Annotated in this window: 19 protein-coding genes; 6 read left to right on the top strand and 13 right to left on the bottom strand. The window is 70.3% G+C overall.

The features are described from left to right. The first annotated feature begins 145 nt into the window (after positions 1 to 145). Complete coding sequence (locus ACTMVF_RS06255; RefSeq protein WP_441269926.1) at positions 146 to 688, top strand: PPA1309 family protein; 543 nt, start codon at positions 146 to 148, stop codon at positions 686 to 688. 92 nt (positions 689 to 780) lie between these two features. On the opposite strand, the gene ACTMVF_RS06250 is transcribed toward ACTMVF_RS06255, so the two are convergent. From ACTMVF_RS06250 to ACTMVF_RS06240, 3 genes are all read right to left on the bottom strand, one after another. Further along, complete coding sequence (locus ACTMVF_RS06250) at positions 781 to 1878, bottom strand: YlbL family protein (protein WP_441269925.1); 1098 nt, start codon at positions 1876 to 1878, stop codon at positions 781 to 783. A 343-nt stretch (positions 1879 to 2221) separates the two neighbouring features. Further along, the gene (locus tag ACTMVF_RS06245) at positions 2222 to 2683 is read right to left on the bottom strand and encodes a molybdenum cofactor biosynthesis protein MoaE (protein ID WP_441269924.1); all 462 of its coding nucleotides are present in this window, start codon (positions 2681 to 2683) and stop codon (positions 2222 to 2224) included. A gap of 225 nt (positions 2684 to 2908) precedes the next feature. Beyond that, positions 2909 to 4027, bottom strand: a complete 1119-nt coding sequence (locus tag ACTMVF_RS06240) for an SDR family oxidoreductase (RefSeq protein ID WP_403332285.1) — start codon at positions 4025 to 4027, stop codon at positions 2909 to 2911. A gap of 193 nt (positions 4028 to 4220) precedes the next feature. On the opposite strand from ACTMVF_RS06240, the gene ACTMVF_RS06235 reads away from it, so the two are divergent. Together ACTMVF_RS06235 and ACTMVF_RS06230 are read left to right on the top strand one after the other, a co-directional pair. Further along, positions 4221 to 5669 (top strand): zinc-dependent metalloprotease, encoded by a 1449-nt coding sequence (locus tag ACTMVF_RS06235; protein ID WP_441269923.1) that lies wholly within the window; start codon positions 4221 to 4223, stop codon positions 5667 to 5669. Beyond that, the gene (locus tag ACTMVF_RS06230) at positions 5666 to 6187 is read left to right on the top strand and encodes an NUDIX hydrolase (protein ID WP_441269922.1); all 522 of its coding nucleotides are present in this window, start codon (positions 5666 to 5668) and stop codon (positions 6185 to 6187) included. The genes ACTMVF_RS06235 and ACTMVF_RS06230 overlap by 4 nt, the downstream gene beginning before the upstream one ends. Positions 6188 to 6241: 54 nt before the next feature. Here the strand turns inward: ACTMVF_RS06230 and ACTMVF_RS06225 are convergent, their stop codons facing one another. The 4 genes from ACTMVF_RS06225 to ACTMVF_RS06210 form a co-directional block, all read right to left on the bottom strand. Continuing rightward, positions 6242 to 6997 (bottom strand): AIM24 family protein, encoded by a 756-nt coding sequence (locus ACTMVF_RS06225; RefSeq protein WP_441269921.1) that lies wholly within the window; start codon positions 6995 to 6997, stop codon positions 6242 to 6244. A 17-nt stretch (positions 6998 to 7014) separates the two neighbouring features. Beyond that, positions 7015 to 7695, bottom strand: a complete 681-nt coding sequence (locus ACTMVF_RS06220) for an AIM24 family protein (RefSeq protein WP_441269920.1) — start codon at positions 7693 to 7695, stop codon at positions 7015 to 7017. Between the two features lie 13 nt (positions 7696 to 7708). Then, a complete protein-coding gene (locus ACTMVF_RS06215; RefSeq protein WP_441269919.1) occupies positions 7709 to 9457 on the bottom strand; it encodes a TerD family protein in 1749 nt (582 codons plus the stop codon). Positions 9458 to 9635: 178 nt separating this feature from the next. Further along, positions 9636 to 10232: a M48 metallopeptidase family protein gene (locus ACTMVF_RS06210; RefSeq protein ID WP_128434526.1), complete on the bottom strand. Its 597-nt coding sequence runs from the start codon at positions 10230 to 10232 to the stop codon at positions 9636 to 9638. A gap of 302 nt (positions 10233 to 10534) precedes the next feature. Here ACTMVF_RS06210 and ACTMVF_RS06205 point away from each other — a divergent pair, with 302 nt between their 5' ends. Beyond that, positions 10535 to 11755: a TOMM precursor leader peptide-binding protein gene (locus ACTMVF_RS06205; protein ID WP_441270141.1), complete on the top strand. Its 1221-nt coding sequence runs from the start codon at positions 10535 to 10537 to the stop codon at positions 11753 to 11755. Next, a complete protein-coding gene (locus tag ACTMVF_RS06200) occupies positions 11748 to 13118 on the top strand; it encodes an ABC1 kinase family protein (RefSeq protein WP_441269918.1) in 1371 nt (456 codons plus the stop codon). Before ACTMVF_RS06205 ends, ACTMVF_RS06200 begins: the two co-directional genes overlap by 8 nt. 9 nt (positions 13119 to 13127) lie before the next feature. Here the strand turns inward: ACTMVF_RS06200 and ACTMVF_RS06195 are convergent, their stop codons facing one another. The 5 genes from ACTMVF_RS06195 to ACTMVF_RS06175 all read right to left on the bottom strand — a co-directional run bounded on the left by ACTMVF_RS06195 (position 13128) and on the right by ACTMVF_RS06175 (position 17030). Continuing rightward, positions 13128 to 13337 carry a hypothetical protein gene (locus tag ACTMVF_RS06195; RefSeq protein WP_441269917.1) on the bottom strand — a complete coding sequence of 70 codons (210 nt, stop codon included), beginning with the start codon at positions 13335 to 13337 and terminating at the stop codon, positions 13128 to 13130. Between the two features lie 139 nt (positions 13338 to 13476). Next, positions 13477 to 13800, bottom strand: a complete 324-nt coding sequence (locus ACTMVF_RS06190) for a hypothetical protein (RefSeq protein WP_441269916.1) — start codon at positions 13798 to 13800, stop codon at positions 13477 to 13479. Continuing rightward, entirely contained in the window at positions 13797 to 14165 is a 369-nt protein-coding gene (locus ACTMVF_RS06185; RefSeq protein WP_441269915.1) for a WhiB family transcriptional regulator, read from the bottom strand. The genes ACTMVF_RS06190 and ACTMVF_RS06185 overlap by 4 nt, the downstream gene beginning before the upstream one ends. Positions 14166 to 14339: 174 nt before the next feature. Beyond that, a complete protein-coding gene (locus ACTMVF_RS06180; protein WP_441269914.1) occupies positions 14340 to 14666 on the bottom strand; it encodes a hypothetical protein in 327 nt (108 codons plus the stop codon). A 165-nt stretch (positions 14667 to 14831) separates the two neighbouring features. After that, positions 14832 to 17030, bottom strand: a complete 2199-nt coding sequence (locus ACTMVF_RS06175) for an ATP-dependent DNA helicase UvrD2 (protein ID WP_441269913.1) — start codon at positions 17028 to 17030, stop codon at positions 14832 to 14834. A gap of 184 nt (positions 17031 to 17214) precedes the next feature. Here ACTMVF_RS06175 and ACTMVF_RS06170 point away from each other — a divergent pair, with 184 nt between their 5' ends. Next, positions 17215 to 17457 carry a mycoredoxin gene (locus ACTMVF_RS06170; RefSeq protein WP_128434519.1) on the top strand — a complete coding sequence of 81 codons (243 nt, stop codon included), beginning with the start codon at positions 17215 to 17217 and terminating at the stop codon, positions 17455 to 17457. A 69-nt stretch (positions 17458 to 17526) separates the two neighbouring features. Here ACTMVF_RS06170 and nudC read toward each other — a convergent pair whose 3' ends face one another. Continuing rightward, on the bottom strand, positions 17527 to 18468 hold the full coding sequence (gene nudC / locus ACTMVF_RS06165; RefSeq protein WP_441269912.1) for an NAD(+) diphosphatase: 942 nt from the start codon (positions 18466 to 18468) through the stop codon (positions 17527 to 17529). Between the last annotated feature and the right edge of the window lie 138 nt (positions 18469 to 18606).

Raw genomic sequence — 18606 nt, 5'->3', positions numbered from 1 at the left:
ACCCCGAGGTTCGCTGTTGATCCGTCAGGCCCGCGTCTTCGTGGACCCCTCGTGGCCCCCCGTGATCGTGGGCCCACACCTATGCAACTTACTCACCGTTTACTCAGTTCCCGATTCCGGGCGGGAACGAGGCAGGATTGTGACCATGTCCAACACTCCCATGGCGGCGAGCCCGCTCACCCGGGCCGTTCTCGAGATCGACGAGTACGCCTCCGGCCTCGGCTGGGACCAGCCCGCCCGCCTCTTCGCCCTCGTAGACACCGCACGGCTGCAGGCCCAGGAACCCGGCCTCGCCGCCCAGCTCGGCCTGGGGGACGAGCAGGAGTCCTCCGGCCTGACCCCGATCGAGCAGGACGAGATTGAAACGGGCAAGGCGCTCGATGAGTTCCTCGGCACCATCGCCTGGCCCGACGCGGTGGTCGGCTGCGCGCTCACCGTCGAGCGCCTGATGCTCCCCCCGTCCGCCGAGGCCCAGGTCCCGCAGGGCCTGAGCGGGGCCAAGCTCACCAAGTGGGTGGCGGAACACCCCGACCGTCAGGAGGTCCGCATGACGGTCGCGGTCCTGCGCGACGGCGCCCGCGAGTCGGCCCTGCGCCTGCGCGAGAAGGACACCCCGACGGAGGTCCTCACCGGCCCGGACCTGGTCCCGGGTCTGGCGGAGGCGCTGGCGGCGACGTTCGAGGACTGAGCTCTTCCGGTACGACGGCGAGGACTTGAACGGCTGTGGGGGCGCCCCTTGAGGTGAAGGGGCGCCCCCACAGCCGTACCGAAGCCCGTTTCTCAGTCCTTGGTCGTGCACTTCGGCAGGTCGGCGGTGTCGCCGGAGCGGATGTCCTTCAGGGCATCGAGGGCGTTGCCGATGGTGCCGACCTTGACGAGGGTGAGCCCGTCGGGGACGTCCCGGGCGGCGGTCGCGCAGTTGTCGGCGGGCGTGAGGAAGTACTGGGCGCCCTTGTCGCGCGCCGCGATGGTCTTCATCTCGATGCCCCCGATGGGGCCGACCTTGCCGCGGTCGTCGATGGTGCCGGTACCGGCGACGAACTTGCCGCCGGTGAGGCTGCCCGGGGTGAGCTTGTCGTAGAGCCCGAGCGCGAACATGAGGCCCGCGCTGGGGCCGCCGACGTCGGCGAGCTTGATGTCGATGGTGAACGGGAAGGTGTGGTCGGTCCCGGCGGAGATCCCGACGATCGCGCGCTTGCCGGCGCTGTCGTCGGACTCGGCGGTCCTGATCGTGACCTTCTCGGACTTCGTGGGCGTCCTGCGCTCCTTCTCCGCGGCGGCCTGCTCCTTGGCCGGCACGACGGTGAAGACGACGTCCTGACCCGGCTTGTGCTTGGTCACCAGCTTGGCGACGTCCGCCGGTTCCTTCACGGCCGTACCGTCGACGGCCTTGATCACGTCACCGGCGTGCAGCTTGCCCTCGGCCGGGGTGCCCTTGACGACGGTCGAGACGATCACCCAGCTCTGCACCGGGATGTCCAGCTCCTTCAGGGCGGCGACCTTGGCGCTCTCCTGGGACTGGCTGAACTCCTCGGCGTTCTCCTGGGTGGACTGCTCCTCGGTCTTGCCGTCCGGGTAGAGGGTGTCGTGCGGCACGACCTTGTTGTCGTGCGCGAGCCAGCCGTAGACGGCCTCCACGAGATTCATCCGGTAGTCGGCGCTGGTGACCCGGACGGTGGTCATGTTGAGGTGCCCGGTCGTCGCGTAGGTCTTGCGCCCGGAGATCTGCAGCACCGGCTCGCCGTCGTGCTCCCCGAGGGTGTTCACCGTCGGCCCCGGGGACATCTCCGCATACGGCACGGGGATGAAGACTCCCGCGCACAAAAGCGCGATCAGCATCAGGGTGGAGGCGAGCATCGTCGCGGTGCGGCGTGGCATGGCAAGACAGTACGTGACACACCTGTCAGCGCCCCGTCAGGGCCCGTGATCATGTACGGGAGGAGGGCTTCTCCATGGCCGCGCGGAACCGGGCGTATCCGTCGAGTTCCGGCCCGTCGCTCCGTACCTTCCGGTTCCGGTTGGCCCAACTGCCCCACAGACCGGCGCCGATCGCAGCCACAAGCGGAATCAGCAACCAGGCGAGCGCCGCCATGCCGTCCTCCCATCCCCAATGAGTGACCGCAACTGACTGATCAGCAGATTAACCACTGGCACTGACAACGCTCACGCCAGGGGTGCGGTTACGCAACCTGAGTGGTACGGACGGGGTGGGCGGACCGGTTCAGCAGGCGCCGACCCACTCCTCGGTGCCGTCGGAGAACCTCTGGTGCTTCCAGATGGGCACCTCGTGCTTGAGATCGTCGATCAGCTTGCGGCAGGCCTCGAAGGCCTCGCCACGATGGGGACAGGAGACGGCGACGACGACTGCCAGATCCCCGACCTTGAGGTCCCCGACGCGATGTACGGCCGCGAGGGCCCGCACCGGATACTCGGCGACGACCTTCTCGGCGATCCGCCGCATCTCGGCCTCGGCGCTGGGGTGGCACGAGTACCCGAGCTCGTCGACATCGGCACCCTCGTCGTGGTTCCGCACAGTCCCCACGAACAGCGCGGTCCCCCCGGCGGCGTCGTCCCCGACGGCCCGGAAGACCTCGTCCACGGAGAGGGCCGTCTCGCGGATGCCGATGAGCTTGACGGGATCCTGAGCGCCCTGCTCACCGGGATGATCGTTGGTAGGTGCCATGCCCCCATCGTGCCCCACTCCCACGAGGGCGGGAAATAGCGTTATCGCCCGGCACACGCGCGTGCGGGTTTGGAGCCTCCTACATGAGGGGGCCTCCAGGAGGGGGCCGCCTACATGAGAGGGCTTCCAGGAGGGGGCCGCGTCCACACCGTCGAGCAGGCCCTTGTACGCCGGGGAGAGCACCCGTCCCCGCACTTTGCCGGGCGTCGGTGGGCCCTCGCCCGCTCAGATCCGCCGCCGGGCCTTCCGGGCCCGCCGCACCACTGCCGCCGCGCCCAGCAGGGCCACCGTCGCACCGGCGGCGCCGGCCGCTGTCGCGTCCTTGCGCCCGAGCCGCCGCCCGGCGACCGTGTGCCGGCCGGAGACCTCCTCCAGCAGCTCCGCGAGCACTTCCTCGTTGGTCCACTGCGGCCGCCACCCAGCGTCGTGGAGCCGGCTCCCGCTGACCACCCAGGGATACATCGTGTACGCCAGGTCCCCGGCCGGAGAGGGCGTCAGACCGATCCGGTGCAGTCGGGCCGCCGCACCCAGCGCGACCGCGGACGGCAGCTCCATCCGCCGGATCCCGCTGAGCTCCTCGACCTCCTCCTGCTCCAGCCAGCCGTCACATCCGACGGCGAGTTCCCCCTCGACCTTCTCCAGGACGGCGTACTCCAGGGCGCTGCACAGATCCTCGACATGACAGAACTGCCAGGCAGGTCGCGAGCCGGCGACGACAAGCAGCCGAGGCGACTCGAAGTACCTGGTCAGCGCGGTGTCGGTGCCGCCCACGAGGACCGCGGGCCGGACAACGGTGACATTGAGTCCGGGGTGGGCCCGAGGGGCCCTGCGCGCGAGGCGCTCGATCTCCAGCAGATCCGCGACCCCGGTGGCCTCCGCCGTCGCCCGCAGCTCCGCGTCCTCGGACAGCGGAAGCTCGTTGTCCGGCAGCGCGCCGTAGACCATCGCGGAGGTGCACAGCACCACCCGGTGGATCCCGGCCGCCGCCGCGGCCGTCAGAACCGTCTGCGTCCCCCGAACGTTGTACGCCGTCCGGGCGGCGGGATCCGTCTCCAGATCCAGATCGAGCGCCAGGTGAACGACCACGTCGGCGCCCCGCAGCTTGTCCGCGATGGCCGGATCCCGCACATCCAGGATGTGCCACTGTGCCGCCGCGCACTCACCGCGCCGCTCGTCGATGGCGATGACCTGCTTGACCTCGTCCGACGCGGCCAGCCGCTCGGTGAGCAGCGCGCCGACACCGGACGCGGCACCGGTCACCGCGACGACGGGCCCGCGCACACCGCGCGCGGGAGGGGTTGACTGGTTTCGCGCTGCGCGAACCTGCGGATCAGGGGAACTCACCGGGCGTCTCCAGCGGTTGTCTTCAGTACGAACGCGAGTGACGCGTACGTACCAGGTGGCATCCATCCTGCCGCAGGCCGTGAGTCGGCGAAGCACCGAGGCCCGATCGGCTCGTGGTGTCTACGCTGGGTGGTGTTATCGGGCAGCCGCGCCGCCGGTGGAAACCGGTGGCCTTAACCAGCCGAGGAATCCCGTGAGTGACACCCCATTCGGATTCGGCCTTCCGCCGGAGGAGCCGGACGACGGCGACGAGGGCAAGAAGAAGGACCAGCAGAGCGGTGGTGGTCAGGGCCCGGCCAACCCGTTCGGTTTTGGCGGGCTGCCCGGTGCCGGGGGCTTGGGGGGCGGTGCGGACAATCCGTTCGCTGCCATGTTCGGTTCGCTGAACCCCTCCGACCTGGGCGCCGCGTTCCAGCAGCTGGGGCAGATGCTCTCCTATGAGGGCGGCCCGGTGAACTGGGACATGGCCAAGCAGATCGCCCGCCAGACGGTCTCCCAGGGCACCGCGGACGGCACCAAGGACGCGAGCGTCGGCCCCGCCGAGCGCACCGCCGTCGAGGAGGCCGTCCGCCTGGCCGACCTGTGGCTCGACGACGCGACGTCCCTGCCGTCCGGCGCGGGCTCCGCGGTGGCGTGGTCCCGCGCGGAGTGGGTCGAGGCGACCCTGCCCGCCTGGAAGGAGCTCGTCGACCCGGTCGCCGAGCGCGTAGGCACCGCCATGGGCGACGTCCTGCCGGAGGAGATGCAGGCCATGGCCGGCCCGCTGATCGGCATGATGCGCTCGATGGGCGGCGCCATGTTCGGCACCCAGATCGGGCAGGCCGTCGGTGTGCTCGCGGGCGAGGTCGTCGGCTCCACCGACATCGGCCTGCCGCTCGGCCCGGCCGGCAAGGCCGCGCTGCTGCCGGTGAACATCGAGACGTTCGGCAAGGACCTGGGCGTGCCGAAGGAGGAGGTGCGGCTGTATCTCGCCCTGCGCGAGGCGGCCCACCAGCGCCTGTTCGCGCACGTGCCGTGGCTGCGCTCGCACCTGTTCGGCGCGGTCGACGGCTACGCGCGCGGGATCAAGGTCGACACGGCCAAGCTGGAGGACGTGGTCGGCCAGTTCGACCCGCAGAACCCCGAGCAGCTGCAGGACGCCCTGCAGCAGGGCATGTTCCAGCCCGAGGACACGCCGGAGCAGAAGGCGGCTTTGGCCCGTCTGGAGACGGCTCTGGCGCTCGTCGAGGGCTGGGTGGACGCGGTGGTGCACGCCGCCGCCAAGCCCCGCCTGTCGTCCGCCGACGCGCTGCGCGAGACGCTGCGCCGCCGCCGCGCCTCGGGAGGCCCGGCGGAGCAGACGTTCGCCACGCTGATCGGCCTGGAGCTGCGCCCGCGGCGCCTGCGTGACGCCTCCCGTCTGTGGGCCTCGCTCACGGACGCGCGCGGTGTCGACGGCCGGGATGCCCTGTGGGCCCACCCGGACATGCTGCCGACGGCCACCGACCTGGACGACCCGGACGGCTTCGTGCACCGTGAGCAGATCGACTTCTCCGAGCTGGACAAGATGCTCGGCGAGGCGGCGGGCGGCTCCACCGGGAAGCCGGACCTGAAGAAGGACGACAGGTCCAAGGACGACGACAAGGGCGACGGCACCGAGTGAGCCTGTACGACGACGCGGTCCTCGTACTGAAGGGGTACGAGGACCAGGAGGAGTTGCGCCAGGCCTACCTGGACCACCTGGCTGAGCACCCGGACGGCATGTGGAAGTCCTGCGAGGCCGGGCACATCACGGCGAGCGCCTTGGTGATCGACCCGTCGCGCGGGCGTGTGCTGCTGACCCTTCACAAGAAGCTGCGCATGTGGCTGCAGATGGGCGGCCACTGCGAGGCGCAGGATGCCTCCCTGGCGGCCGCGGCCCTGCGAGAGGCCACAGAGGAGTCCGGCGTCACCGGCCTGTCGCTGCTGCCGGGCGGCCCGGTGCGCCTGGACCGGCATCCGATCCCGGCGCCCTGCCACTGGCACTTCGATGTGCAGTACGCGGTCCTGGCGCCACAGGACGCCGAGCATGCGATCAGCGAGGAGTCGCTGGACGTGCGCTGGTTCGCCTACGACGAGGTGGCGGGGGTGGCCGACGAGTCGGTCGTACGCCTGCTGGAGGCGACGCGCGCCACGCTGTGAACGCGTAAGGGGTGACCGCCCTTGCGGTCACCCCTTACCGGTCGTCACGTCGGCTCAGCTCCAGACGTTGCCCTGGTTCTGCCCCCGGGCCCCCTGCTGCCCCATGCCGTACTGGGCGGCGAGGCCCGAGCCGATCTGGGCGTTCTGCGGCGGCAGCAGCTCACTGGGCTGGACGAGCGCGTAACCGCTGCCCATGAAGCTGAGCTCCCAGCCCTCACCGGTGTTGCCGCGGCGCCGCCACACCCCGGAGGAGTGCGTCTGGGCCTGCATCTGGACGCGCAGGCTCGTCGACCAGGCGACGATCGCGTCGGCGTCGCAGTTGACGTACTTGTCGGGCGTCACCTGCATCATCAGCGGCATGCCCGAGGTCATCAGGGCGACCTTGCCGCGCCCGGTGATGTTGAGCTGGTACTTCCCGGAGCCGGAGATGCCGTAGAGGCTGTCGACGGCGATGACCTCGTGGTGCAGCGAGGAGTCCATCGCCAGCACATAGCTGCTGTCGACGGTCAGACCGTCCTGCTCCACCTCCATCACGTGGACGTGCTGCTTGAGGTTGGCGAGGTAGACCGTGCCCTGCCCATGGCAGCGCATGAGGTCGAGACCCTCACCGGTACGGGCACGCGCCCGTCCCTGCTGGTTGCTCTGGAATTCGGCGTCGAACTCGACCAGGCCCTGGTAGGCGACCATCGTGCCCTTGCGGGCGAGGATGTCGTCGTGGCTCTCCAGGGCGACGCGGAGCATCTGCTTGTTCTGCAGGCTCCAGCGCTCCTGGGTCTGCTGCTCGTTGTAGGCGAAAAGCGGACTCTGCATGGCTTTCTGGCTCCCCCTCAGCCCCGGATCCGGAGACGGTCGGTGCTGTCCTCGCTGGGCTGGACGACGACGATGCCCTGGCCGGAGAAGGCCATCTGGTAGGCCTCGCCGCTGCCCCGGCCGATGAGCGACTGCGCCTTGAAGCTGCGCTTGCCCTTCACCTTGAGGTTCGGCGACCAGGCGACGAGCGCGTCCGGGTCGACATACGTCTCGTCCTCGCCGCCGCCGCAGTCGACGACGATCGGCTTGCCCCGGGAGGTCAGCGCGACCCAGCCCTGCCCGGAGATCTTGGTGTTCCACAGGCCCTGCCCGGCGAACTTCGCCAAGCCCTTCACCCGCTCGACCCCCCACGTCAGGTGGGCGTCGAAGGCGAGCAGGTTGGTGGCGTTGACGGAGATCCCGTCGCCGTTGAGGTTGATGACGACGACGTTGGCGCCGTAGTCGGCGAGGTAGAGCAGTCCGTCGCCGGTGCACTTCATCAGGGGCGCACCCTCGCCGGTCATCCAGTCCTTGGCGATCTGACGCACGGCGGGCGGGTTGGGCTCGTACTGGACGAAGCCTTCGTAGGCGACCATCGACCCCACGCGCGCGAAGAGGTCGTTCCCGGTCTGCATGGCGACCTTCAGCATGTGGTTGCCGTGGTTCTCCATGCGGGCGGTGACGGGTGCGGGGGCGTAGCCCGCGAGCGGCTGGTTCATGACGGGCTCTCCCTCAGATCTCGTACGGCTGGACGACGATGAAGTTGCCGGGCGCGCCGCGGAACTGGAGGTTGACGCTCTCTCCGGTGTCGCCGGGGTAGGCGTTGCGGCGCATGCGCACCTGGCTGGAAACGACCACCTGGGAGGTGGCCGACCAGGCGACGACGGCGTTGCAGTCGGCGAACGTCGTGGGCGTGACCGGAAGGACCACGGGCGTGCCGTGCGTCTTCACGACGATCGTGCCGGTGCCCGTGAACTGCATCGTGAACAGCGCGCCGCCGGGGATGCCGTGTCCCTCGATACGGCGGATCTCGTACTGGAGGCTCTCGTCGAAGGCGAGGACGTTCTCCGCGGAGACGCAGATGCCGTCGCCCTGAAGCTCGATCGGGTGGAGCATCGTGGAGTTCTCGGCGAGGAACACCTGGCCCTGGCCGGTACAGCGCATCAGCTGCATCTCCTGGCCGGTCGCGCTGCCCACGATCCGGCCGGCGAACCCGGCGCCCTTGTAGCTGAAGTCGACCTTGCCCTGGTAGAGCACCATGCTGCCCTGCCGGGCCAGCACGGGATGCCCGCCGATGCCGAGGTCGACCCGGACCAGCTTCTTGTTCTGCTGCGTCCAGCGCTGGCCGGTGGGCGTCTCCTTGAACTTCTGGAGCGCCGCGGCCACGCCGGGGCCCTGCGGTGCGCCTTGGGGAGCACCTTGAGGTGCGCCCTGCGGGGCTCCGTAGGGCGCCTGGCCCGGGGCCTGGCCGTAGGGAGGCTGCTGGCCGTAGCCCGGAGGCGGGGTCGGCTGGCCGTAACCGGGCGGCGGGGTCGGTGCCTGCGGGGCCTGGGGCTGGGCGTAGCCGGGGGGCGGCGGGGCGGTCGGAGCGGGGGCCTGGCCGTACGGCGGCTGCTGACCCGGCTGGCCGTAGGGCGCGGGCGCCGGGGCGGGGGGCGGCGGGCTGCCGCCGGGCGGCGTCATGGGCGCGACGATGGTCGGCTGGGCGTGCACCGACGGGGCGGGCGCCGGGGCCGGAGGCGGCGGAGCGGACCCGGGCGGGGGCGCGAAGCCCTGGGCGGCGGGCTGCGGGGCCGGTGCGGGCGCGGGGACCGGGGCGGGCGCGGGAGCCGGGATCGCGGCCGTCGGGGCGCCGAACGCGGGTGGGGCGGCGGCCTGGGCGGGCGGGGCGAAGCCAGGGGCCGCACCTGCCTGAGGCTGCTGCGGTTGCTGCGGGGCGGCGGGCGTCTCCTCCTCGGCGACCTCGCCGCCGAAGTTCCTCAGCAGCGCATCGAGGCCGCCGTCGAAGCCCTGCCCGACGGCCGCAAACCGCCAGACGTCCTTGAGGTAGAAGTCGCCCAGCATCACGGCGCGTTCGGTGGAGAACTCCGAGCCGTTGAAGGAGTAGCGGGCCACTTCCTCGCCGCCGGCGACGATCCGGATGTATCCGGGGGCGATCTGCGACATCTGTCCGGCGCCGTCGATCGTCGCCGTGAAGGACAGCTTCTGGATCTGCGGGGGGATGTTATCGAGCGTGACCCGGAACGACTCCGTGTCGCCCGCCTGGGCGCCGAGGAGCTGGATGGACTCCTCGGGGGACTTCGGCTGGTTGAAGAAGATGAAGTAGCGGTCGTCCGAGAGCCGTTCGTCGGCGTCGAGACCGAAGCAGCTGATGTCGAAGGTCAGCCCTGGGGCAGTGATCTGTACACCTACGTACAGATCCGTGCCCGCGGTGAGGTCACTGATCTTGGCCTTGTGGCCGCGTTGGAATTCCCTGGCCATGCGTAACGACCGTCCCCCATCCCGAATGTGAGTGCGTCGCGCCAGGCTAACGGCTAACTCCGACATCGGACGAAGCCGGTACAGACCCGGTACACAACGCCCGACCAGCCGTACCGGAAGCACTGACTCCGCGGGCTGCCTCCGGGAGGGCGCTTCAGGGGGCTGCCTCAGGTAGCGGTCACTCGCCGCGCGCGCCGGGCACGTGGGGCAGGCGCTCGGCGGCAACCACCCCTTCCAGGTAGCCCTTCGCCCGCTCGGTGCGGGGATACCCCTCCAGCAGCCGCCAGAAGCGGGGCCCGTGTCCAGGCACCAACAGATGCGCGAGCTCGTGGAGGAGGACGTAGTCGACGACGTACTCGGGCATGCCCTGCAGACGGTGCGAAAGACGGATACTGCCCTCGGCCGGGGTGCACGAACCCCAGCGTGTGTTCTGATTGGTGACCCAGCGCACCGAGCTGGGCCGGGCACGGCCGTCGAAGTACTGCGCCGACAGCTGCTCGGCACGCTCGGCCAGTTCGGCGTCGCCGAGGACCTGCTTGCTCTCCTGCGCGGCCAGCTTGTCGAGCATGACGTTCACCCAGCGCTGCTCCTCGGCCTCGGACATCCGGGCGGGGATGAGCACGACGGTGCGATCGCCCTCGCGGTACGCCGAGACCGTCCGGCGGCGCCGGGCGCTCCTGCGGACCTCGATCGCGCTCGCCCCTGAGCCGCTCGTCGGCGGGCTCGTCGTACTGCGCTGTGGCGTTCCGGCGCGGTGCAGTGGGTCGGCGGACACGCCCTGACGTTACCCGCTGCACATGGGGGAAGTCCCGACTCCGGGGCGGTTCGATGCCGATCCCCCACCATGCGTTTGATTTGTACTACGAATATCCACCGCCTGTGGACAACTTTCGGCACGGGGCGGGGCTTCGGGGCATGCTGGCAGTCACCGGCGGAGCTTCGACCGAGCTCCGCCGGCACACGGGGATGTTCCACGACGGCTACGGGGGCCTGTTCATGCAAGCGACGGTTTCGACAGGTTCGGCGGATTCCGCAGGCTCGGCTGGTTCGGCCGATTCGGCAGATACGACGCTTCCGCTGGCTCCAGTGGTGAAGCCCGCGCTCAGGCGGGGCTGGCGGGATCTCAATACCGTGCAGTTCGGGATGACTCCGGCGCACGCGCTGACGCTGGGCCCGATGGACACAGCGACGGGCAGCTTCCTCGACCTGCTCAACGGCACCCGCGGGCTGCAACTGCTGCGCGAAGAGGGCCGCCGAATGGATCTGCCGGACGGTCACGTCGAGGGACTGGTACGGCGACTGGCGCGGGCCGGAGTGCTCGACGACACGAAGGGAGGCGGCCCGGCTGCCCAAACCCTGCGCCGCAAGAAGGAGGCCCTGGACCGACTGCGCCCCGACCTGGCCTCCCTGTCCCTGACCACGTCCGAGCCGGGCGAGGCGATCGACCGCCTGGCCGCCCGCCGCTCACTGCGCGTGCAGGTGAGAGGGGCCGGCCGGGTGGGCGCGGTGGTGGCCTCACTCCTGTCGGGCGCGGGGGTCGGCGACGTCGACGTGCGCGACGTCGGCCGTGTCGAGCCGTGGGACGTGACACCGGGCGGGCTGCCCGCGGAGGCGGTCGGCGACCGCAGGGACGAAGCCGCGCGACGGGCCGCACGCCACTGCGCACCCGACCGCCCACCACGCCGCGGCCCCAAGGCACCTCCCGCGGAGGACGGCGTGGGCCACTCCCTGGTGATCATCGCCCCACGGGACGACGTCGCCGTGCATGCACCCTCCCCGTCCGCCGCCGAACCCCTCATCGCCTCCGGTACGCCCCATCTGTACGTCGGTGTCGTGGAGGGAACCGGCATCGTCGGCCCGCTCGTCCTGCCCGGCGAGACCGGCTGCGCCGGCTGTCTCAACGAGGGGCGCACCGACCGGGACCCGGCCTGGCCCCGCCTGGTCGCGCAGTGGCGCTCGGGCTCGGGAAGGACGCGTGAGGTGCGGCCCTGCGATCTGGCGCTGGCCACCACGGTCGCCGGGCTGGCGGCCGCGCATGCCCTGGCCTTCCTGGACGGCCGGATTCCGTCGAGCGCGGGTGCACGCTGGGAGGTGTCCCTGCCCGGTCTGAGCTGGCACGCCCGGCCGGTGTGGGCACATCCCACATGCCCGTGCGGCGCCACGGAGAAAGGTGAGGGAGAACACCCCTCCGAGGACGAGGGTTCACACGAGACAATGGCAGAGCAACGGCCGTCGACGGAGTTACGCCGTAAGGCAGACGCGGAGCGGCTGGCCGGGACCTGGAGGGCGCATGTCTGATCTTCCCCGCAAGGCGGTCACCCGTACCGCCAAGCTCGCCGCGCTCCCGCTCGGCTTCGCCGGGCGGGCGACCTGGGGACTAGGTAAGCGGATCGTCGGCGAGTCAGCGGAGATCGTCGGGCGTGAGCTGCAGCAGCGCACCGCCGAGCAGATGTTCAAGGTGCTCGGCGAGCTCAAGGGCGGCGCGATGAAGTTCGGCCAGGCCCTGTCCGTCTTCGAGTCGGCCCTGCCCGAGGAGATCGCCGGCCCCTACCGCGCGGCGCTCACGAAGCTGCAGGAAGCAGCGCCGCCGATGCCGACCCGCACCGTGCACACGGTGCTGGCGGAGCGGCTCGGCGAGGACTGGCACGACCTGTTTCTGGAGTTCGAGGACAAGCCCGCCGCGGCGGCCTCGATCGGCCAGGTGCACCGGGGTGTGTGGCACGACGGCCGTGAGGTGGCGGTCAAAGTGCAGTACCCGGGAGCCGGCGAGGCACTGCTGTCCGACCTGAACCAACTGAGCCGCTTCGCCCGGCTGTTGGGCCCGCTGATTCCCGGCATGGACATCAAGCCGCTGATCGCGGAACTCAAGGACCGCGTCTCCGAGGAACTGGACTACGGCCTGGAGGCACAGGCCCAGCAGGCGCACGCGGAGGAGTTCGCCGACGATCCGGACGTCGTCGTGCCGGCGGTGGTCCACCAGAGCGAGCAGGTCCTGATCACGGAGTGGATCGACGGCGTCCCGCTTTCGGAGGTGATCTCCGACGGCACCCAGGAGCAGCGCGACCGCGCCGGCCAGCTCTTGGCCCGCTTCCTCTTCTCCGGCCCGGCCCGCACCGGCCTCCTGCACGCCGACCCGCACCCCGGCAACTTCCGCCTCCTGCCGGGCGGCCCGGACGGCGAGGACGACTGGCGGCTCGGCGTCCTGGACTTCGGCACGGTCGACCGCCTCCCCGGCGGGCTGCCCACCCCCATCGGCGACTCCCTGCGCATGACCCTGGACGGCGAGGCGGAGGCCGTCTACGAACTTCTCCGCACCGAGGGCTTCGTCAAGGAATCGATAGACCTGGACCCCGACGCCGTCCTCGACTACCTCCTGCCGATCATCGAACCGGCACAGGTCGACGCGTTCACCTTCACCCGCGGCTGGATGCGCAGTCAGGCCGCCCGCGTGGCCGACCCCCGCTCCCCGGCGCACCAACTGGGCAAACAGCTCAATCTTCCCCCGGCGTACCTCCTCATCCACCGGGTGACATTGAGCACGATCGGAGTGCTGTGCCAGCTGGGCGCGACTGTGCGGCTGCGCCAGGAACTGCAGGAGTGGCTGCCGGGGTTCGTGACGGAGGATCTGACCGACGAGGAGGAGTCGGCGGCGGAGGCGTGAGCGGCGGCCCTACCACCAGGCCGAGTCCAGTCGCCCCTCGATCGCCCTGAGGTTCTCCCGGGAACAGGTGTCGCAGATGTAGTGGCGGATGCCGTTCTCCACGGAGCAGGTCCAGGTGGGCTGCGGGGCCTTGGCCTCGGTGCCGCAGCGGGCGCACACGAGGGGCTGGGGCTCCGTGGCGGAACCGCCGTTGTCACTGCCTCCGGGAAGACTCGTCACTCGCCGACGATAACTCCGCCACTGACTGATGGGCGGGCACAACGCACCGCGGGGACCGGTCCGTTCGCTCGGACCGGCCCCCGCGGGGAGCCACTGCCTCCCGGGTCGGGAGGCCATCACCGCTTGGCGGTTTGGTCGGTTACTGCATGACTGCCATGGCGAGCGCACGGCGGGCGCGCTTCGAGGCACGCTCGGCCCGGCGCTGCATACGGCGAGCGGTCGCCAGGCGCACGGCCCGGCGTTCCTGCTCAGCCGTCTGCTGTCGCTCGTGCATATGCGCACGTGCCAGGGCTTCTTGGATGAGTTGCATCTCTCGGTTCCTGTTCTGACGCGAGTCGTTCGCGCCACTCGTGGTGAAGTCTTCCGGCGCGGAGCCTGCGAGTTCGTGGGTGGACGGCTTCATCGGGGCCTGCTTCTGGGGGTCGTGCGTGAGCGGACGGTCGATCGTTCCTGCGGTGTTCATGCCATGACCGGGTTCTTGCGCGGGCGGCCACGCGGCCGCTTCCGGGCGACGACGACACCCTGGACGAACAGCTCGCCACCCCAGACGCCCCAGGGCTCACGCCGCTCCTTGGCGCCGGCGAGGCAGGCCTCCATCAGCGGGCAGGTGCGGCAGAGGGACTTGGCGTACTCGACGTCCGCCGGCGACTCGGCGAAGAAGACCTCCGGGTCGTAGGAACGGCAGGGGACGGGCACGCCGAGGTTCTCGATGGCGTCGTCGAGCGCGGTGAGCGCAGTGAGCGGGGTCAAGGTGGAGTCCTCCGTGAGGCCGGGCTTGGGGATCACGTCTGAAGGCGGTACGGACGGGGCGTGCGCTTCGAGTTGCACGGTTCGTCTTCCTCGTCTGGTCGTTCCGGCCCTGTTGGACCGGGTGGCGGCTGGTACCGGGGCTTGCTTGGCCCGAGGCCCCTTCGCTCCGTCATCCCCGTTGGAGGACAAACAGAAGGGCCGCGGATCCCGGATGGGGTTCCGCGGCCCTGAAGGCGCCGGCCTGATCGGCGATCAGGCTGGATCACTCCAGGGTTCTGGCCCACGGAAGGCCCACATCTGGTGGTGCTGCGTCGTCTGCTTCCGGAATCCGGCACCGGTCGCCGCAAAGGCATAGGCCTGCGCCTTTGCCTCTACTGCCGCTTCCAGTGCCTTGGTCGGTCGCTCATTGCGCTCACGGACGGGAAGGCCCGCGGGAGCAACGGAGGACGCCGGACGCGCGGCACGAATGCCGGACAGACCGGTGCCCTGGTTGGAGGCGCCGAGCATGCACAGGGAGGCGACGACCGAGCGATCGGTCATTTTGACGGTGCTGATGGAGCTGGTGTTGATGCTGATCACTGGACTCGCCTCCTCTCGGCGTCTAAGGGGACTGGGGTGAACCAGTCCGACGGGTATGCAAGTAGAACACGGAATTGGGGCCTCCGAGAAGGCCTCCGTTCCCGTGGCTAAGAACCTATGGGGATTGCTGGGGCATGCGCAAACTATTTTTTCGACGAGTTCGTATCATTCCCCGCCGGAGCCTTCCCCAAGCTCCTGGCCTGCACAGATGGCCAGAACATCGGCTCCGTAGCGCTCGAGCTTGCGCTTGAGGACACCGGAGATTCGCGACAGCTCAACCGGACTGGTCGGCTCCGCTTCAGCGATGGCCATCAGGGTCCTGTCCGTGAAGACACAGAAGTCCGGCTGCCCGCTGAGCCGGGCCTGGACGGCACGCCACTCGCGGAGCCGTTCATAGAGGCCCTCGTCCATGTCCGAGGGGCAGTCCTCGCAGCGCATCAGCTTCATCTCACCGGCGTCGGTGAGCGTGCGCCCACAGACGCGGCAGCGGGCCGGTGTGCGCTGGGTCCGTCTCGGGGCGGCATCCGGTCTGCTCGTGAAGCCGCGCTCGACGCCTCCGGAGCCACCGCCGACGGCCGTGCGTCCGGCGGTGGCGGTCGAGCCGGGACGCAGTCCGTCGAGGAAGCGACTGGGACGGCGGTTGGGCCGACTCCCGGGCGCCCGGCTGAGGGCCCAGGAGACATAAAGGTGCTGCCGGGCGCGGGTGACGCCGACGTAGAGGAGGCGGCGCTCCTCCTCGATCTGCTCGTCGGTCTTTGCGTAGGTGATCGGCATCATGCCCTCTGCGACACCGACCAGGAAGACGACGTCCCACTCCAGGCCCTTGGCCGAGTGCAGGGAGGCGAGGGTCACGCCCTGGACGGTCGGGGGGTGCTGGGCGTTCGCCCGTTCGTCGAGCTCGGCGACGAGGTCGGCGAGGGTGGCGCCGGGTTTGGCCGCGGCGAAGTCCTGGGCGAGGTTCACCAGGGCGGCCAGGGACTCCCAGCGCTCTCTGACGGCGCCGGAGCCGGCCGGGGGCTCGGTCGTCCAGCCCTCTCCCGACAACACGGCCCGCACCTGCGAGGGCAGGTCGACGGCGTCGTCGAGGAGCGAGTCGTTGCCGCCGAAGCGGGCCGCGCCACGCAGGGCGATGCCCGCCTTGCGCACCTCCGGACGGTCGAAGAACCGCTCGGCACCCCGCAGCTGGTAGGGGACGCCCGCGTCGGCGAGGGCCTGCTCGTAGGTCTCGGACTGGGCGTTCGTGCGGAACAGGATGGCGATCTCGCCGGCCGGGATGCCGGAGTCCATGAGGTCCCGGATGCGGCGGGCGGCACCCTCGGCCTCGGCGGGCTCGTCCGTGTACTCGGTGTAGACGGGCTCGGGGCCCGGGTCGCGCTGGGAGATCAGCTCCAGGCGGTGGTCGGCGGCGCGGCCCCGGGCCTGGGCGAGCAGGCCGTTGGCGAGGTGGACCACTTGGGGGGTGGAGCGGTAGTCACGGACCAGCTTGACGACGGTGGCACCGGGGTGGCGGGTGCGGAAGTCGAGCAGATGGTCAGGAGTTGCTCCTGTGAACGAATAGATCGTCTGGCTGGCGTCACCGACCACGCACAGGTTGTCGCGGTCGCCGAGCCACAGCTCCAGCAGGCGCTGCTGGAGCGGGCTGACGTCCTGGTATTCGTCGACCACGAAGTGCTGGTACTGGGAGCGGACCTGGTCGGCGATGTCGTGGCGGTCCTGGAGGATGCCGACGGTGAGCAGCAGGACGTCCTCGAAGTCGATGACCGCGCGGTCCCGTTTGAGGTCCTCGTAGACGTTGTAGATCTGGGCGATCTCGGCCGGGTCGCGGGGGGCTGCGCGGCCCGCCTTCGCGGCGGCGGGGGGATAGTCGGTGGGGACGGTCTGGGTGACCTTCGACCACTCGATCTCGGCGGTGACATCCCGCAGCTCGTTCCGGTCGAGGCGGATGCGACAGGCGGCGGCCGCGTCGGCGACGAGCTGGATCTTGCGGTCCACAAGCCGGGGCAGGGAGCCGCCGACTGCTTTCGGCCAGAAGTACTGGAGCTGCCGCAGGGCAGCCGAGTGGAACGTACGGGCCTGGACTCCGGCGGCGCCGAGCTGGCGCAGCCGGCCGCGCATCTCTCCCGCGGCGCGGTTGGTGAAGGTGACGGCGAGCACGCTGGAGGACTGGACGATGCCGGAACGCACCCCATAGGCGATGCGGTGGGTGATCGCCCGGGTCTTGCCCGTACCGGCGCCCGCGAGCACGCACACCGGACCGTGCAGGGCGGTGGCCACCTCGCGTTGCTCGGGGTCGAGCCCTTCGAGCACCGCATCGGCCGAGTCCGGTACCTGCGGGAAGAGGGTGGAGTGCGTTGCTGCTGTCACACCGCCATGCTGCCAGGTCGCCCGAGACGGCTGTGCCGGTTGTCCACAGGCAGGCACTGATAGTCGTATTAATGCGGCAGGCGTCACGTGGTCGGTCATACCCCGGGTGGGAATGGCGCCCCGGTCGCGTACGTTCCCTCTCTGGACGACCTGTTCCCCGAGCCACCCAAGGAGCGCGCGAGACATGCAGGGCACTGTGACGATGTACAGCACCACGTGGTGCGGCTACTGCCAGCGACTGAAGAAGCAGCTGGAGCGCGAAGGCATCGCGTACACCGAGATCAACATCGAGCAGGACCCCGAGTCCGCGGCGTTCGTCGAGAAGGCGAATGGCGGAAATCAGACGGTCCCGACCGTGCTCTTCGCGGACGGTTCGACGCTGACGAACCCGTCGCTGGCTCAGGTGAAGCAGAAGATCGGCGTGTGATCGACGCGCAAGGAGAGGGTGGCCGTCCCGGTTCGGGGCGGCCACCCTCTCCTTTGACGTCTTTGGCGCTCAGACGCTGCGCGTCGGCAGCGGCTTGCCGTACCAGAGCTCGATCAGGCGGGCCGCGATCGAGATGCCGTACGGCGGCATGACCTCGCCCGAGTCGAAGGCGGCGCGCAGTTCCTCCCGGGAGAACCAGCGGGCCTCGTGGATCTCGTCGCCGTCGACATTGACCTCGGTGGTGGTGGCGCGGGCCATGAAGCCCAGCATGAGGCTGGACGGGAAGGGCCACGGCTGGCTGGCGACGTACTCGACCTGGCCGACGGTGACGCCGGCCTCCTCGAAGACCTCGCGGCGCACCGCCTGCTCGATGGACTCGCCGGGCTCGACGAACCCGGCGAGTGTCGAGAAGCGGCCCTCGGGCCAGTGCACCTGGCGGCCGAGAAGGATGCGGTCGTCCTCATCGGTGACCGCCATGATCACGGCGGGGTCGGTGCGCGGGTAGTGCTCGGCGCCGCAGGCGGGGCAGCGGCGGATGTGGCCGGCCGCCGCGATCACGGTGCGCTCACCGCAGCGGGAGCAGAAGCGGTGGGTGCGCTGCCAGTTCTCCAGGCCGACGGCGTGCACCATCAGGCCCGCGTCGCGCGGCGACAGCAGCAGGCCTGCCTCGCGCAGACCGGCCGGGCGCGCGGACTGGTCGATACGGCCGGGCAGCGCGTCCTTCTGGAGGGCGAAGTAGCTGACGCCGTCCTCGTCGATGCCGAGGAAGTAGCGGTGCGCCTCGGTGAGGGGGGCCTCGAACGAGGGGGTCATGACGAGTTCGGTTCGCCCGTCCGCCGTCTCGTCGATGAGGACCTGTCCGCCGGAGACCACGAAGCAGCGGGTCGTGGGGTGGCTCCACGCCGCCGCGAGCCAGGCCTCGTCGAGCCGGTGGTGGGCGGCGCGGTCGATGCCGCTCGGGGCGGTGAGCGAGATGGGTCGGTCGGCGGTGTGGTCGGTCCAGGTGGTCACGGGTGCTTCCAACTCCCCCAGTGGAACGGTGTGCTTCGGCGGGCGGATCGGCGGGACGTACGAAGGGAGGCGACCGGGTGCGGCAGGGCTGGGCGGTGCGGGGCGGCCTCCTCAGTGTGCCCCGCGCGCGATGCCGCT

Source organism: Streptomyces sp. SD31, from assembly GCF_052068475.1.
Classification (GTDB): Bacteria; Actinomycetota; Actinomycetes; order Streptomycetales; family Streptomycetaceae; genus Streptomyces.
The sequence above is the reverse complement of the archived record's forward strand: the minus strand, read 5'-3'. Positions and strand labels throughout refer to the sequence as shown.